Here is a 15,361-nt window from a genome sequence, read left to right as displayed (position 1 = left end):
AATCGCCCGAGGCGGACGGAATCCGCGAGGGCGATGCTTGCCGAAACCGCTACTCGGCCGCCGCCGCGTAGGGTGTCGCGACGCGGCTCTGCTGGGCGCAGGGGAACACGAAGCAGCGGTCGCGCCGCATCGACAACCATACGGGCGCCCCTGCCTCGGGCAGCCAGGCATGCGGCACGGTCGCGCGCAGCACCTGGCCGTCATGGTCCATCGCGACCTCGATGAGGCTTTGCGCGCCCACGAAGCGGGCACGCACCACGCGTCCGCGGGCGGCGATCCCGTCGTCGGGGCTGAGCGCGGGCGCCTGCCCCTTGTCCGCCGTCACCTTGAGGTGCTGGGGCCGTACGATGATCTCGACATCCGCGCCGTCGACGAGCCCGGGCGTCAGGAACAGCCCGAAAGGCGTATCCGTCTGGCGGTCGTTAACCACCCCGTGGATCACGTTCAGATCCGAGAAGAAGGCCGCCGCCGCGCGGTCCTTGGGGTAATTGTAGATGTGATAGGCCGCGCCCACCTGCACGATCCGTCCCTCGCGCATCAGCGCGATGCGGTCGGACATGCGCATCGCCTCGTCGGGGTCATGGGTCACCAGAAGGACGCCCGCCCCCTCCTCCTTGAGGATAGAGAGCGACTCGTCGCGCACTTCATCGCGAAGCCGGTTGTCCAGCCCCGAGAAGGGCTCGTCCATCAGCATCACGCGCGGCCGCGGCGCGAGCGCGCGCGCCAGGGCCACGCGCTGCTGTTCTCCGCCCGAAAGCTGGTGGGGATACTTTCGCTCGTATCCCGAAAGACCTACACGCCGCAGGTAATCGGTCACCGTCGCCGCACGTTCGGCAGCGCCCACGCCCTTGCGCAGCCCGAAACCGACATTTTCCGCCACCGTCAGATGGGGAAACAGCGCGAAATCCTGGAACATGAGGCCAACCGACCGTGCCTCGGGCGGAGCGTGGACGCGCTCGTCGGACACCACCGAGCCGTCGACAAAAACCCGACCGCTGGTCTGGCGCTCGACACCGGCTGCGACACGCAAGGTCGTGGATTTTCCGCAACCCGATGGGCCCAGAAGGCACACCAACTCGCCCGCCCCGACATCAAGCGTCAGGTCCTGAACGGCGGGAACGCCATCGAAATTCACGCAAATACCGTCGAGCGCGAGCCGCGGCGGCGGCTTGCCCCCTTCGATCACGTGCACGACGTTCTTTCCAGCCGGCATACCCATCCCGAGCAATTTTGTCAGGCTCGCATCAAGTCACAGGTAACAAGCCGCCCCAAGGCTGACAAGGCCTGCACCGCGGGGCGAGACAGTGAGGCGCACCACCCATGCCGCTTCGCCCTTCACCTCGGCGCGGCGCCGGGCTATACGGCGCGCCATGCGCGACCATGGATCAAATGCCCCCGTCCTGCCGCCCGAGATCGCGCGGCGACGGACCTTCGCAATCATCTCGCATCCCGATGCGGGCAAGACGACGCTGACCGAAAAGCTGCTGCTGTTCGGAGGCGCGATCCAGATGGCGGGCCAGGTCCGTGCCAAGGGTGAGGCACGACGGACACGGTCGGACTTCATGAAGCTCGAGCAGGAGCGCGGGATCTCGGTCTCGGCCTCGGCGATGTCGTTCGAGTACGGCAAGAACTGGTTCAACCTGGTGGACACGCCGGGCCACGAGGATTTCTCGGAGGACACCTACCGCACGCTGACCGCCGTCGACGCCGCGATCATGGTAATCGACGGCGCCAAGGGCGTGGAAAGCCAGACAAAAAAACTGTTCGAGGTCTGCCGCCTGCGGGATCTGCCGATCCTGACTTTCTGCAACAAGATGGACCGCGAGAGCCGCGACACCTTCGAGATCATCGACGAGATCCAGGAGAGCCTGGCCCTCGACGTCGCACCCGCGTCCTGGCCGATCGGCATGGGCCGCGATTTCCTCGGCGCCTACGACCTGATCCACGACCGGCTCGAACTGATGGACCGGGCCGACCGCAACAAGCGCGGCCAGTCGATCGCGCTTGACGGCCTCGACGACCCGCGGATCGAGGCTCATGTGCCGACCGAGCTGCTCGGCAAGCTGCGCGAGGAAGTCGAGATGGCGCGCGAATTGCTGCCGGCCTTCGACAAACAGTCTTTCCTCGAAGGGCATATGACCCCGATCTGGTTCGGCTCGGCCATCAATTCCTTTGGCGTCAAGGAGTTGATGGATGGAATTGCCGAGAACGCCCCCGCGCCTCAGCCCCGCCTGACCGCCTCGCGCCAGGTGGGCGCCGAGGAGAAGAGGGTCACGGGCTTTGTCTTCAAGGTGCAGGCAAACATGGATCCGAAGCACCGGGATCGTGTCGCTTTCGTAAGGCTTTGCAGCGGACACTTCATGCGAGGCATGAAGCTGCACCACGTCCGCGCGGGCAAGCCGATGGCGGTCTCAAACCCGGTTCTCTTCCTTGCCAGCGAGCGCGAGATCGCCGAGGACGCCTGGGCGGGCGACATCATCGGCATCCCCAACCACGGGCAGCTTCGCATCGGCGACGCGCTGACCGAAGGCGAGGATCTGCGCTTCTCGGGCATCCCCTCCTTCGCGCCCGAGTTGCTGCAGGCCGTCCGGGCAGGCGACCCGATGAAGGCCAAGCATCTCGACAAGGCGCTCACACAGTTCGCCGAGGAAGGCGCCGCCAAGCTTTTCAAACCCGCCATCGGCTCGGGCTGGATCGTGGGCGTCGTCGGCTCGCTCCAGTTCGACGTGCTGGCCAGCCGCATCGAGATCGAATACGGCCTGCCCGTCCGCTTCGAGCAGACGCAATTCACCTCGGCCCGCTGGATCTCGGGGCCGCAGGACAAGATCGACGCCTTCGTCAAGGCGAACCGGGGCCACATGGCGACGGACCACGACGGCGACCCAGTCTACATGACGCGGCTGCAATGGGACATCGACCGGGTCGAGCGCGACTGGCCGGAGCTCAGATTGAGCGCGACCAAGGAAACGCACGTCTAGGGCGCCGCTATCGCGTTGAGAGGACAGTTATTCTGCCCTTTGCCATGAAACGGTCCCAGATTGGTGTTTCATTGCGTCAGGCAGACGAGCGGACCGCGGCACATGTTTCTCGATACCCTGATCGATCAGACCACCTCGCACCTCACAGCGCTGGTTCTCCCCAGCCAACGGGTGTTCTGGCTCTATCTTCTGGCGGCCTTCGTCATCGCGACGGGCACCTACATCTTCTTCAAGGCCCATGAGGAAGGCGCGGATCGTCCCGATGGCGTGAGCAAGGGGCTCTGGGGGTATATCTTCGACCGCGAGGTTTGGCTCCACCGCTCGGCCCGGCAGGACTACGTGTATTTCGTGGTGAACGGCCTGATCTATGCCGGCATCGTCTCGCAACTGCTGATCGGCGCGCACATCTTCTATGGCGTCTTCGGTGTCACGCTCGACGCGATCTTCGGGCGCCCGGAAACTCCGGTCTTCCCGGCAACGCCGCTGACCGCGATCCTCTACACCCTCGCGGCCGTGATGGCGGCGGATTTTGCCGTGTTCATAACGCATTACCTGCAACACAAGGTGCAGGTTCTCTGGCAGTTCCACCAGGTGCACCATTCGGCCGAGGTCCTGACGCCGGTCACGGTCTACCGCATGCACCCTGTCGACCTGTTCTTCACGGGGATCGTGGGCGCGGCCTGCGTGGCGCTGGCCCTGGCGCTCTTCGTCTACCTCACGGGCGAGCCGCCGAAGGAGACGACCATCGCCGGCGTCAACGTGGTGATCTTCGTCTTCTACCTCGTCGGCTATAACCTGCGGCACTCGCATATCTGGCTCGGCTATCCTCGCTGGCTCAGCTTCATCCTGATCAGCCCCGCCCAGCACCAGACGCACCACTCGGTCGAGGTGCGGCATTTCGACAAGAACTTTGGCCTCGTCTTCGCGTTCTGGGACTGGATGTTCGGAACGCTCTATGTGCCGAAGGGCTACGAGAAGCTGAGCTTCGGCATCAACCGGTCCGAGCCCAACCCGTTCTCGTCGGTGCGCGAGCTCTATCTCAAGCCCTTCGCCAATGCCTGGGAGATCATCGCACCGCGCGAGGGCGGCAAGCGCCGGCGCATCGTGATGGCGGCATCGGTGGGCATGTGCGTTGCCGCCTATGGTCTCGTGTTTCACGCCCAGCGGCAGGTGATCGCGGCGGCGTCGGCGGTCCCCAGCGTGCATCTCGAGGACCTGACCTGGACCGAGATTGCCCGCGCACAGGACCGCGGCTTCGACACCGTGATCATCCCTACGGGCGGAACCGAGCAGAACGGGCCCCACGTCATCCTCGGAAAGCACAACTACATCATTCACGAGACGGCAGAACGCATCGCGCGCGCGCTCGACCGCACATTGGTCGCTCCGGTCCTGTCATACGTCCCCGAGGGCGACCCCGCGACGCGCGAGGGCCACATGGCGTTCGCCGGAACCCTCAGCCTGCCGGAACCCCTGTTCCAGTCGGTTCTGGAAGCCGCGGCGGCAAGCTACAAGGCGCATGGCTTCAGGAACATCCTGCTCATCGGCGACAGCGGCGGGAACCAGGCCGCTCAGGCCGAAGTCGCCCAGCGGCTCACCGCGGCCTGGGCCGACGAGGGCGTGCGCGTCCTCCATGTCGGCGCCTACTATGCCGCCAACGGTCAGATCGACTGGCTCAGGGCCCAGGGCTTCACCGACGCCGAAATCGGCTCGCATGCCGGCATCCGCGACACGTCGGAACTGATCGCCGTGAACCGCGAGGGCGTCCGCATGCGCCCGGTCGAGCCGCCAGAAGGTGCCGAACCTGGATATTCCGGTGCCCCGTCGCGCGCGACGGCCGAGATCGGCGAGCAGATGCTGATGCTGAAAGTCGAGGCCGCGCTCAGACAGATCCGCGAGATGGGGATCGAACCTCGCGGCGCGGCCGGCGACCGTGAGGGGATGGGCGCCTCGATCCTCAACTGAGCCGTCTCGCCGAACCGGACTGACGTGGCACACTCGCACGGATTTCGCGGCTTTCGGCCGCGATCGGGCCTGTTTCCGCCCCGCTTCATTGACTTTTCGCGCCCGATCCGCCATCTAGGCGCCACGAGATGCAGGGCACCAATCCGGGTGCCCGGGGCCGCGAGATGATGCGGCCACCCTGAAGCCGCACAATCGCGAACAAGCCAGCATCCAAGGAGCCCTATGAAATTCTCAGAACTCGAGCTCGACCCCAAGGTTCTCCAGGCGGTCGAGGAAGCGGGGTATGAAACCCCGACCCCCATCCAGGCGCAGGCCATTCCCGAGGCCCTGAAGGGCCGCGATGTTCTTGGCATCGCGCAAACCGGCACGGGCAAAACGGCGTCCTTCACGCTTCCGATGATCTCTCTCTTGGCCAAGGGCCGTGCCCGGGCCCGGATGCCGCGCTCGCTGATCCTTTGCCCCACGCGGGAACTGGCGGCCCAGGTCGCCGAGAACTTCGAGATCTACGGCAAGTATCACAAGCTCACGATGGCGCTCTTGATCGGCGGCGTCAGCTTCAAGGATCAGGACAAGCTGATCGACCGCGGCGTCGACGTTCTGATCGCGACCCCGGGCCGCCTGCTCGACCATTTCGAGCGCGGCAAGCTGATGCTCACCGGCGTCCAGGTCATGGTGGTCGACGAGGCCGACCGGATGCTCGACATGGGCTTCATCCCCGATATCGAGCGCATCTTCAGCCTGACGCCGTTCACCCGTCAGACGCTGTTCTTCTCGGCGACCATGCCGCCCGAGATCACGCGGCTGACCGAGCAGTTCCTCCACAACCCCATCCGGATCGAGGTCGCGCGGCAGGCAAGCACCGCCGAGACCGTCACTCAGGGCGTGTGCATGTTCCGGCCCTCGCGCCGCGACAAGGCCGACACCGAGAAGCGGGCGCTTTTGCGCGCGATGATCGACGGCGAGGGCGACAAGTTCCGAAACGCGATCGTCTTCTGCAACCGCAAGCGCGACGTTGGCATCCTGTTCAAGTCGCTGCAGAAGTACGGTTACAACTGTGGCGCGCTGCACGGCGACCTGGATCAGTCGGTGCGCACCGCGACCCTCAACGCGTTCCGCGATGGCGGTATCAAGATCCTGGTTGCGTCGGACGTGGCGGCGCGCGGGCTCGACATCCCGAATGTCAGCCACGTGTTCAACTTCGATCTGCCGATGCACGCCGAGGACTACGTCCACCGGATCGGCCGCACCGGACGCGCCGGGCGCGAGGGGATCGCACTGGCCATCTGCTCGCCCTACGACCAGAAGTATCTCGACAAGATCGAGGAGCTGATCGGCAAGCAGGTCCCGCGCCGGGAGCTGCCCGAAGGCGTCGTGGCACCGGAGCAGCCGGAAGCCGCCGAGACCATCGACGAGGAACGTCGTGATCGACGGCGGCGCGGAGGCGACAGCCGCAAGCGGCGCGGGGACGACGCGGACGCGCCCGCGCAGAAGCAGCAGAACAAGTCGGAAGCCCCTGCCCCGAGCAGCGAGGATACGACGCCGCGACGCGCGCCCGAGCGTGACCGTCGCCGTGGCGAAAAGCGCGACGACAAGCCCGTGGTCGGGCTAGGCGATCATGTGCCCGACTTCCTGTTGCGCCCGGTTCCGGTGCGCTCGACGCGAAAGAGCGCGTCGTCGCAGACCGAGGGTCAGGACGAGGACAGCGACAGCGAAGCCGCGTGACGCCAGGGCCGAATCCGGCCTTTCACAGGAACTCGGGATCGGCCTCGGCACCACGCCGAGGCCTTTCTCTTTTGCGCCGGAGATGACGCGTGCCCGTGCGGCCCTCGAAATGGGGTTACCGAAGGCCCGCGAGCAAGAACGCCTCGAGGATCAGCGGCCTGCCGGCGGAGACACGCGGCCGCCACGGTAATTGTCGGCCCAGGCGCTGGGCCGTTCGGCCGCATTCAGGTTGACGGGCTCGAACGTCAGGTTGCAGCCCGAAACCGTGAATGCAAGCGCCAGTACGGAGACCTGCAAGACCGTCAGCATCACAGATCGCATCTCGATCCCTTTCTCTCGCCGCCGCTTGTCAACGCCTCGCGGCAATCACAGCACGGAGCCGGCGAGCCCGTCAACGACGGGCGCATGGGCACCCCGTTTCTTGCCGCGTGACGCGGCTGCGTCGCCCGCGCGGCCATGCGCGGGCGCCCTTCGCGTCACCCCTCCTCGAGACGGTGGATGATCAGGCTCACCATCGGCTTCTTGCCCCAGAAGCGATTGGTCACCCTGCGGACCGCCCGCATGACGATCTCCTCGATCCCGTTGTCGGTGCGCTTGGCCTTGCGCGGCGCACTTTCCATCGCGGTGTCGACTTCGTGAGCGATCATCTCGGCAAGCGGCGCTGACCAGCCCGGTCCATCCTTCGGAGCGCCGTGGCAACGGATCTCGGGATCCGCGATCAGCTCGCCTTCCTCGTCGGTCACCAGCGAGACGATGACGACGCCAAGCCGCGCCATCTTCAGCCGTTCGCGGATTACCCCGTCATAGGCCCCGACATGCGCGGTGCCATCGAGATAGACGCGTCCGGTCTCGACTTCCTCGACGATTCCCGGGGCATTTCCGTCGAGCCGGGCGACCGAGCCGTTGGGAGCGACGATCGCATGCGCGGCACCCCAGCCCGGTGCCGAGGCCGCATGCTCGACCAGATGCCGATGCTCGCCGTGGATCGGGACCGCGACGCGCGGCTTGAGCGCGGCATAGATGCGTTCGAGGTCGCCTCGCCGGGCATGGCCCGAGACATGGATCCGCTCCATGTCACCATCGATCACCTTGATCCCCTGCTCGGAGAGGCGATTGTAAAGGCGATAGATACCGCCCTCGTTTCCGGGGATCGTCTTCGAGGAGAACAGCACAAGATCGCCGGCCGACAGCGACACCGTCGGATGGTTTCCGGCCGCGATCCGCGCGAGCGCCGCCCGCCCCTCTCCCTGGCTGCCGGTGACGAGGTAGAACACGTTCTCGGGCGGGATCGACGACGCGTCCTCGTCCGGAACCACCTTGGGGAAATTGTCGATCTGGCCGGTCTGCACCGCCACCTCGATCATCCGGCGCATCGCGCGGCCCACGATCACGATCGAACGGCCCGCTTCCGACGCGGCCTCGGCCAGCGTGCGAAGACGCGCCACGTTCGAGGCGAAGGACGTCGCGGCAACGGCTCGGGGTGCCTCGCTGATGAGGCGCGTGAGATTACCGATGATGTCGCCTTCCGACCCGGCCTGCCCATCGAGAAACACGTTCGTCGAGTCGCAGGCGAGCGCCTGGACGCCCTCGTCGCCAAGGGCTTCGAACTGCGCCATGTCCATCGGCTCGCCGATCTGCGGTGCGGGGTCGAGCTTGAAATCCCCCGAGTGAACCGCAAGCCCGGCCGAGGTTCGGATCGCCAGCATCGATGCCTCGGGTATCGAGTGCGTGACATTCAGATACTCGACCGAGAACGGTCCCGCCTCGGTGTGCTCGCCAAGCTCGACCTCGCGCACGATGGAAGGGTCGAGGCCGAGGTCGGCCAGCTTCCGGCGCGCCAGCTCGGCCGTGAAGGGCCGCGCGTAGACCGGCACCTTGAGCTTGGGCCACAGATGCGGCAGCGCGCCGATATGATCCTCGTGGCCATGAGTGAGAAAGATCGCGTCGATGCGTGATCGCTCCTCGACCGCGAAGGTGATGTCGGGCAGCACCAGTTCTACGCCCGGCGCGGTTTCCATGTCACCGAACCCGATGCCCAGATCGACGATGATCCAGCGCCGTGCGCTGCCCTCGCCCACCCCGTACATGTAGCAATTCATCCCGATCTCGCCCGCGCCGCCAAGCGCGACGTAGACGAGCGGGCCAGCAGAAATATCTTTCATCCGTTCAGCTTGCCTGTCTTGTTGTAGTTGTGGATCAGCACCAGCCCGCGCACGGTCAGGTCCTGATCCACCGCCTCGATCACATCGGTGCCGCGGGCAAAGAGGGGCGAGAGCCCTCCGGTCGCGATCACCCTCATCTTGCGCTCGCGTTCCGCGGCGAGCCTCGCGCATATTCCTTCGATCAGCCCGACGTATCCCCAGAAGATGCCCGACTGCATGCACGCGACCGTATTCCGGCCCAGCACCGTCTGCGGCTGCGTCACGTCGACCCGCGGAAGATGGGCCGCGGCGGTGTGCAGCGCGTCGAGAGAGAGATTCACGCCAGGGGCAATGACGCCGCCAACATAGGCGCCATCATGAGCCACAACGTCAAATGTAGTCGCGGTTCCGAAATCCACAACGATCAGATCCGGACCGTAAAGCTGGAATGCGGAGACCGTGTTCACCAGGCGATCGGCGCCGACCTCGTGCGGATTGTCGACGCGAACATCGACCGGGAGCCGGCATCCCGGTTTGCCGACCACGAGGGGGCGGCAGTTGAAGTACCTGTCGCACAGCACCCGAAGATTGAACAGCGTGGCGGGCGCGACGTTGGAGATCACGACATCATCGATGTCGGTCATCGCGTGCCCGCCATGCTCCATCAGTTGCTTGAGCCAGACGAAGTACTGGTCGGCGGTGCGAACGCTCTCGGTGTTGCAGCGCCACTCGCCGACACTCACGCCGTCCCGGAAGAGCGCGAAGACTGTATTGGTGTTGCCTACGTCGATCGCGAGCAGCATCTCGCTCTCCTTTCGCGCTCAGTCGGGAAGATGGACATCGGCAGCCGAGATCACCTCGCGACCCGCCCCCGTTCTCAGCACCAGTGCGCCATCGGGGCTCACATCCTCGAATATCCCGCCCAGGGTCCTGTCGGGAAGGCGGGCCTCGATCCTGCGCCCGAGATGCGCGGCCCGTGCAAGCCAGGCTGCGCGGATCGGCTCGAAGCCGCGCTCGGTATCCTCGGCAAGCCAGAACGCCATCCGAGTGGCAAGATGCGCGAGCACATCCTCAGGGTCTGGCGCAACGCCCGTGGTCGCCGCGACCGAGGTCGCGGGCCATCGGGTTTCAGTGGCCGGGGGAAAATGCGCCAGGTTGATGCCTATCCCGATTGCGATGTTCGCCGCAGGGGCACGCGTCGAAAAGCTCTCGAGCAGGATGCCCGAGACCTTGGCATCATCCAGCAGGACGTCATTCGGCCACTTCAGGGTGACCTGCTTGCCTGGCGCATGGGCCGCGATCACGTCGGCAACCGCCAGTGCGGCATGGAACGACAGACGGGCCTTGGCGGCCGGCGGCTCGTCACGGCGCAGCAAAAGCGTAGCGGCGAGGTTTCCCTCGGGCGAGGCCCAGGCCCGGCCGCTCCGTCCCCGCCCCGCGATCTGGCGGCGCGCCGCGATCCATGTGGGGGCGAAGACCGATGCCGCGCGGCGCTGGGCTTCCGCGTTGGTCGAGTCGATCTCCGCGAGAACGACCCTCTCGACGCCCTCGGGCCAGCTATTCACCCCGCATCGCTCCGCCCCGTCGATCAGCGAAGCAGCGACTGGGCCGCGGCCGCGGCCATCTCCGGAAGACCGAAGCCATCGAAGATCGGCAGCCACCCGGCGGCCATCACCAGGGCCGAGAGGCCCAGAGCGCCCTGACCGATCAGGTTGGTCCGGATTTCGAGAGGCCGCTCTGCCTGCGAGAGATACATCACGCGCACGATGTTGAGGTAATAATACGCACCGATGACCGAAGCGACGGCGCCCGCGACCGCAAGGGGCGCGAGGCCCGCATCGACGGCCGCCTTGAACACGAAGAACTTGGCGAAGAAGCCGACCATCGGCGGGATTCCAGCCAGCGAGAACATCAGGACGCCAAGCGCGAGCGCCTGGGCAGGCCGCGTCTCGGCAAGCCCGGCAAGGTCCGAGATCTGCACCACCGGCTTGCCGTCGCGCTCCATCGACAGGATGAAGGCAAAGGTGCCGATGTTCATGATCACGTAGATCACCAGGTAGGTCAGCAGCGACTCCGCTCCGGCCTGTGTGCCGGCCGCAAGGCCCACCAGCGCGAATCCCATGTGTCCGATCGACGAGTAGGCGAGCAGTCGCTTGAGATTGCTCTGGCCGATCGCCGCGATCGAGCCTAGGAACATCGACGCAATCGAGATGAACACCAGGATCTGCTGCCAGTCCGCCACGGCGTTGCCAAACCCGTCATAAAGCGCACGCGCGAACAGCGCACCGGCCGCGACCTTGGGGGCCGTGGCGAAGAACGCGGTCACCGGGGTCGGGGCGCCTTCGTAGACGTCCGGCGTCCACATGTGGAACGGCACCGCCGAGATCTTGAACGCAAGCCCGGCGCAGATGAACACGAGCCCGAAAGTCAAACCGAGCGAGACACCATCATCGGCGATGACTTCCGCGATTGCCGAGAAACTCGTCGAGCCCGAGTAGCCATAGACCAGCGAGGCGCCGTAGAGCAGCATGCCCGATGAGAGCGCGCCGAGGACGAAATACTTCAGTCCGGCCTCGGTCGAGCGGGCGCTGTCACGGTTGAAGGCCGCGACGACATAGAGCGAGAGCGACTGAAGCTCGAGCCCCATGTAGAGCGCGATCAGCCCGCCCGACGACACCATCATCATCATGCCGAGCGTCGCGAGGACGATCAGGATCGGGTACTCGAAGCGCAGGATCCCGCGCCGCTCGAGGTATTCCTTCCCGATGACGAGCATCAGTGCCGAACTCGTCAGGATCAGGACCTTGGTGAAGCGCGCGAAGCCGTCATCGACGAAGGCGCCGCCAAAGGCGGTCGCCTCGGCACCGCCACGCGTCGCCACGATCGCCGCTACCAGCGCCATGAGCCCGGCCGAGGCCCAGGTGATCAGGTTCCTCTGCCGCTCCTCCCCGCCATAGGCGCCGACCATCAGAAGAAGCATGGCGCCCGCAGCCATCAGGATCTCGGGCACGACCAACGCGAAATCGGAATTCATCGTCATGGTCTCCCGGTCACTTCAGGGCAAGCTGGATCGCGTCGGCCGCCGACTGGGCGGTGCGAACGCCCTCGAGCAGCGACTCGACGGCCGGCGAAAAAAGATCGATTGCGAGCGACGGATAGACGCCAAGCAGGATCGTGAAGAACACCAGCGGCGCAAGCACAATGGTCTCGCGACGGTCCATGTCGCTGATGGTCTGCAGGCTCTGCTTGATCAGGTCGCCGAACACGACACGCCGGTAGAGCCAGAGCGCATAAGCCGCGGACAGGATCACGCCGGTCGCCGCGCCGAATGCCGCCCAGGTCGAGACCTGGAAGGTTCCCGCCATCGTCAGGAACTCGCCCACGAAGCCCGACGTGCCAGGCAAGCCGACATTGCCCATGGTAAACAGCATCATCACCGTGGCGTAGATCGGCATCCGGTTGGCGAGCCCGCCATAGGCCGCGATCTCGCGCGTATGCATCCGGTCATAGATCACGCCGACGCAAAGGAACAACGCGCCCGAGATGAAGCCGTGGCTGATCATCTGGAACATTGCGCCGTCGATACCCTGCTGGTTCGCGGCGAAAATGCCCATGGTCACGAAGCCCATATGCGCGACCGACGAGTATGCGATCAGCTTCTTTATATCGTCCTGCATCAGCGCGACCAGCGAGGTGTAGATGATCGCGATGACGCTGAGGACGAAGACGAAGTCCTGCATGATCTCGGATGCGACCGGGAACATCGGCAGGCTGAATCTCAGGAAGCCGTAGCCGCCCATCTTCAGCAGGATCGCCGCCAGAATGACCGAGCCCGCCGTCGGCGCCTGCACGTGGGCGTCGGGAAGCCAGGTATGCACCGGCCACATCGGCATCTTGACCGCGAAGGACGCGAAGAAGGCGAGCCACATCAGCGTTTGCGCGCCACCGACGATCTGCCAGCCCATGAGTTCGATCGTGCCGAAGTCGAACTGGTGCGCCAGCAGGCGGGTGATGTCGGTCGTCTGCGCGTCGAAGTACATGTAGATCATCGCGACGAGCATCAGGAGCGAGCCGAGCAGCGTGTACAGGAAGAACTTGAACGCCGCGTAGATCCGCTCCTTTCCACCCCAGATCCCGATGATCAGGAACATCGGGATCAGGCCGCCCTCGAAGAACAGGTAGAAGAGCACGAGGTCGAGCGAGGTGAAGACGCCGATGATCAGCGACTCGAGCACGAGGAACGCCACCATGTACTCCTTGACCCGGTGCTCGACCTGCCACGAGGCGAGGATCGTCAGCGGGAAGAAGAAGGTGGTCAGCATCACGAAGGGCAGGCTCAGCCCGTCCACGCCCATCTTGTAGGTCAGGCCCGCGATCCACGCCCCTTCCTCGACGAACTGGAAACCGGGCGCCGACGGGTCGAACCCGCTCAGCACACCGAGCGAGAGCGCGAAGGTGAACAGCGTCACGAAGAGCGCAAGGCGCTTGGCGTTCAGCGCCGTCGCCGCGTCGTCGCCACGCAGCAGGAGCACGAGCGCCAGTGCCCCGCCGAGGGGCACGAAGGTGATCATGGAGAGAAGGTTCGACATCAGTGTGCCCCTCCGGAGATCGCGAACCAGGTGATGAGGAGCGAGACGCCGATGAGCATCGCGAAGGCGTAGTGGAAGACGAAGCCCGACTGCACCCGCCCCGCGAACCGCGTCAGCCGCGGAATGATCGAGAAGGCTATGCCGTTGATGATGCCGTCGATGGTTCCGCCGTCACCCTTCTTCCAGAGCGTGTAACCGATCCATTTGGCCGGCCGCACCAGAAGGAAGTCGTAGATCTCGTCGAAATACCACTTGTTGAGCAGGAACTGGTAGAGCGGCTGGTGACGCTCCGCCAACTCGGCCGGCAGATGCGGCGCGCGGATATACATCAGCCACGCCGTGCCGAGCCCGACGAGCATCGCGATGAACGGGGAGACCTTGACCCAGACCGGAACGTCATGGGCATCGTGCAGCACATGGTTGTCGGCGCTGTTGAAGATCGACGGGCCCCAGAACGCGCCCTCGTGATGGCCGACGAATTCCGGATACCAGAACATCCCCGCGAGCACCGCGCCAGCCGCGAGCACGTAAAGCGGAATCATCATCACGTTCGGGCTTTCATGCGCGTGATCGTAGGTGTGATGATCGGCCCGCGTCTCGCCGTGGAACGTCATGAAGATCAGGCGCCACGAGTAGAACGAGGTCATGCAGGCCGACGCCACCAGCAGCCAGAAGGCATACATTCCTGCCGACGAGTGAGCGGCAAAGGTCGTCTCGACGATCACGTCCTTCGAAAGGAAGCCCGCAAAGCCGATGGGCGTGCTGAGGATCGTGAGCAACGGCACGCCGACACCCGTGATCGCCAGCGTTCCCGCCAGCATCATCGCGTAGGTCACTGGGATCTTGGCCTTGAGACCGCCCATCTTCCGCATGTCCTGCTCGTGATGCATGGCATGGATCACCGAGCCGGCGCCAAGGAACAGGAGCGCCTTGAAGAAGGCGTGGGTAAACAGGTGGAACATCGCCGCCTCGTAGGCGCCCACGCCTGCGGCCGCGAACATGTAGCCCAGCTGCGAGCAGGTCGAATAGGCGATGACCCGCTTGATGTCGTTCTGAACGAGGCCGACCGTCGCCGCGAAGAACGCGGTCGAGGCGCCAACAACCGTCACCAGGAACAGGGCGTCAGGCGCGTATTCCATCACGGGCGACATGCGGCAGACGAGGAAGACGCCGGCCGTCACCATGGTTGCGGCGTGGATCAGCGCCGACACTGGCGTCGGGCCCTCCATCGCGTCGGGCAGCCACGTGTGCAGGAACAGCTGCGCCGACTTGCCCATGGCTCCGATGAAGAGCAGCGTCGCAATCGTCTCGGCGGCGTTGAGCTCCATCCCGAGGAAGCCGACGGTCTGCTCGGCCAGCGCCGGCGCGGCCGCAAAGACGTCGTCGAGTTCGATCGAGCCCACCAGCCAGAACACCATGAAGAGCCCGAGCAGGAAGCCGAAGTCGCCGACGCGGTTGACCACGAAAGCCTTGATCGCGGCGGCGTTGGCCGAGGCCTTCTTGAACCAGAAGCCGATCAGCAGATAGGACGCGACGCCGACCCCTTCCCAGCCGAAGAAGATCTGCAGAAGGTTGTCGCCGGTCACCAGCGCCAGCATCGCGAAGGTGAAGAAGCTGAGATAGGCGAAGAAGCGGGGCTTCGCGTCGTCCTCGTCCATGTAGCCGATCGAGTAGAGGTGCACGAGCGAGGAGACTGAGGTCACCACCACCAGCATCACATGGGTCAGCGTGTCCACGCGGATGGCCCAGTCCACCGCCAGATCGCCCGAGGCAATCCAGGTGAATAGCGTGACCGTGTCGCCGTGCTCGCCGTGACCACTCAGGAAGGCGATCCATGACAGGATGGCGCAGAAGAAGAGGATGCCCGTCGTCAGGTACATCGCGAACTTCTCGCCGGTGAAGCGGTGGAAGAAGCCCGCGATCACCGCGCCTGCGAGCGGCAGGAGAAGGATGGCCGTATACATCG

Annotated in this window: 11 protein-coding genes; 3 read left to right on the top strand and 8 right to left on the bottom strand. The window is 65.2% G+C overall.

Annotated features, from left to right (window positions below; translation table 11 throughout):
- Window positions 1-49: 49 nt before the first annotated feature.
- Entirely contained in the window at window positions 50-1,213 is a 1,164-nt protein-coding gene (locus tag H0I76_RS01225; protein ID WP_407704238.1) for an ABC transporter ATP-binding protein, read from the bottom strand.
- Window positions 1,214-1,370: 157 nt separating this feature from the next.
- Between H0I76_RS01225 and H0I76_RS01220 the strand changes: the two genes are divergently transcribed.
- The 3 genes from H0I76_RS01220 to H0I76_RS01210 all read left to right on the top strand — a co-directional run bounded on the left by H0I76_RS01220 (window position 1,371) and on the right by H0I76_RS01210 (window position 6,665).
- Window positions 1,371-2,978, top strand: coding sequence for a peptide chain release factor 3 (locus H0I76_RS01220; protein ID WP_200607750.1), 1,608 nt, complete (start codon window positions 1,371-1,373; stop codon window positions 2,976-2,978).
- A gap of 102 nt (window positions 2,979-3,080) precedes the next feature.
- The gene (locus tag H0I76_RS01215; RefSeq protein ID WP_200605939.1) at window positions 3,081-4,943 is read left to right on the top strand and encodes a creatininase family protein; all 1,863 of its coding nucleotides are present in this window, start codon (window positions 3,081-3,083) and stop codon (window positions 4,941-4,943) included.
- Window positions 4,944-5,165: 222 nt separating this feature from the next.
- Complete coding sequence (locus H0I76_RS01210) at window positions 5,166-6,665, top strand: DEAD/DEAH box helicase (protein WP_200605937.1); 1,500 nt, start codon at window positions 5,166-5,168, stop codon at window positions 6,663-6,665.
- 150 nt (window positions 6,666-6,815) lie between these two features.
- Here H0I76_RS01210 and H0I76_RS01205 read toward each other — a convergent pair whose 3' ends face one another.
- The 7 genes from H0I76_RS01205 to nuoL form a co-directional block, all read right to left on the bottom strand.
- Window positions 6,816-6,974 (bottom strand): hypothetical protein, encoded by a 159-nt coding sequence (locus H0I76_RS01205; protein ID WP_200605934.1) that lies wholly within the window; start codon window positions 6,972-6,974, stop codon window positions 6,816-6,818.
- Window positions 6,975-7,141: 167 nt separating this feature from the next.
- The gene (locus H0I76_RS01200) at window positions 7,142-8,827 is read right to left on the bottom strand and encodes a ribonuclease J (protein ID WP_200605931.1); all 1,686 of its coding nucleotides are present in this window, start codon (window positions 8,825-8,827) and stop codon (window positions 7,142-7,144) included.
- Window positions 8,824-9,609: a type III pantothenate kinase gene (locus tag H0I76_RS01195; RefSeq protein WP_200605928.1), complete on the bottom strand. Its 786-nt coding sequence runs from the start codon at window positions 9,607-9,609 to the stop codon at window positions 8,824-8,826. Before H0I76_RS01195 ends, H0I76_RS01200 begins: the two co-directional genes overlap by 4 nt.
- An 18-nt stretch (window positions 9,610-9,627) precedes the next feature.
- A complete protein-coding gene (locus H0I76_RS01190; RefSeq protein ID WP_200605925.1) occupies window positions 9,628-10,371 on the bottom strand; it encodes a biotin--[acetyl-CoA-carboxylase] ligase in 744 nt (247 codons plus the stop codon).
- A gap of 23 nt (window positions 10,372-10,394) precedes the next feature.
- Window positions 10,395-11,840 (bottom strand): NADH-quinone oxidoreductase subunit NuoN, encoded by a 1,446-nt coding sequence (nuoN, locus tag H0I76_RS01185; protein WP_407704237.1) that lies wholly within the window; start codon window positions 11,838-11,840, stop codon window positions 10,395-10,397.
- Between the two features lie 16 nt (window positions 11,841-11,856).
- Window positions 11,857-13,395, bottom strand: coding sequence for an NADH-quinone oxidoreductase subunit M (locus H0I76_RS01180; RefSeq protein ID WP_200605913.1), 1,539 nt, complete (start codon window positions 13,393-13,395; stop codon window positions 11,857-11,859).
- Window positions 13,395-15,359: an NADH-quinone oxidoreductase subunit L gene (gene nuoL / locus H0I76_RS01175; protein ID WP_200605906.1), complete on the bottom strand. Its 1,965-nt coding sequence runs from the start codon at window positions 15,357-15,359 to the stop codon at window positions 13,395-13,397. The genes H0I76_RS01180 and nuoL overlap by 1 nt, the downstream gene beginning before the upstream one ends.
- Between the last annotated feature and the right edge of the window lie 2 nt (window positions 15,360-15,361).

It is taken from the genome of Thermohalobaculum xanthum, assembly GCF_016623495.1.
Lineage (GTDB): Bacteria > Pseudomonadota > Alphaproteobacteria > Rhodobacterales > Rhodobacteraceae > Thermohalobaculum > Thermohalobaculum xanthum.
Note: the sequence above shows the minus strand (reverse complement) of the source record. Positions and strands in the feature narration are given on the sequence as shown.

Bases quoted from the DNA above. Each gene is read 5' to 3' on its own strand.
- H0I76_RS01225 (WP_407704238.1), bottom strand. From the start codon at position 1,213: ATGCCGGCTGGAAAGAACGTCGTGCACGTGATCGAAGGGGGCAAGCCG.
- H0I76_RS01220 (WP_200607750.1), top strand. From the start codon at position 1,371: ATGCGCGACCATGGATCAAATGCCCCCGTCCTGCCGCCCGAGATCGCG.
- H0I76_RS01215 (WP_200605939.1), top strand. From the start codon at position 3,081: ATGTTTCTCGATACCCTGATCGATCAGACCACCTCGCACCTCACAGCG.
- H0I76_RS01210 (WP_200605937.1), top strand. From the start codon at position 5,166: ATGAAATTCTCAGAACTCGAGCTCGACCCCAAGGTTCTCCAGGCGGTC.
- H0I76_RS01205 (WP_200605934.1), bottom strand. From the start codon at position 6,974: ATGCTGACGGTCTTGCAGGTCTCCGTACTGGCGCTTGCATTCACGGTT.
- H0I76_RS01200 (WP_200605931.1), bottom strand. From the start codon at position 8,827: ATGAAAGATATTTCTGCTGGCCCGCTCGTCTACGTCGCGCTTGGCGGC.
- H0I76_RS01195 (WP_200605928.1), bottom strand. From the start codon at position 9,609: ATGCTGCTCGCGATCGACGTAGGCAACACCAATACAGTCTTCGCGCTC.
- nuoN (WP_407704237.1), bottom strand. From the start codon at position 11,840: ATGAATTCCGATTTCGCGTTGGTCGTGCCCGAGATCCTGATGGCTGCG.
- H0I76_RS01180 (WP_200605913.1), bottom strand. From the start codon at position 13,395: ATGTCGAACCTTCTCTCCATGATCACCTTCGTGCCCCTCGGCGGGGCA.
- nuoL (WP_200605906.1), bottom strand. From the start codon at position 15,359: ATGTATACGGCCATCCTTCTCCTGCCGCTCGCAGGCGCGGTGATCGCG.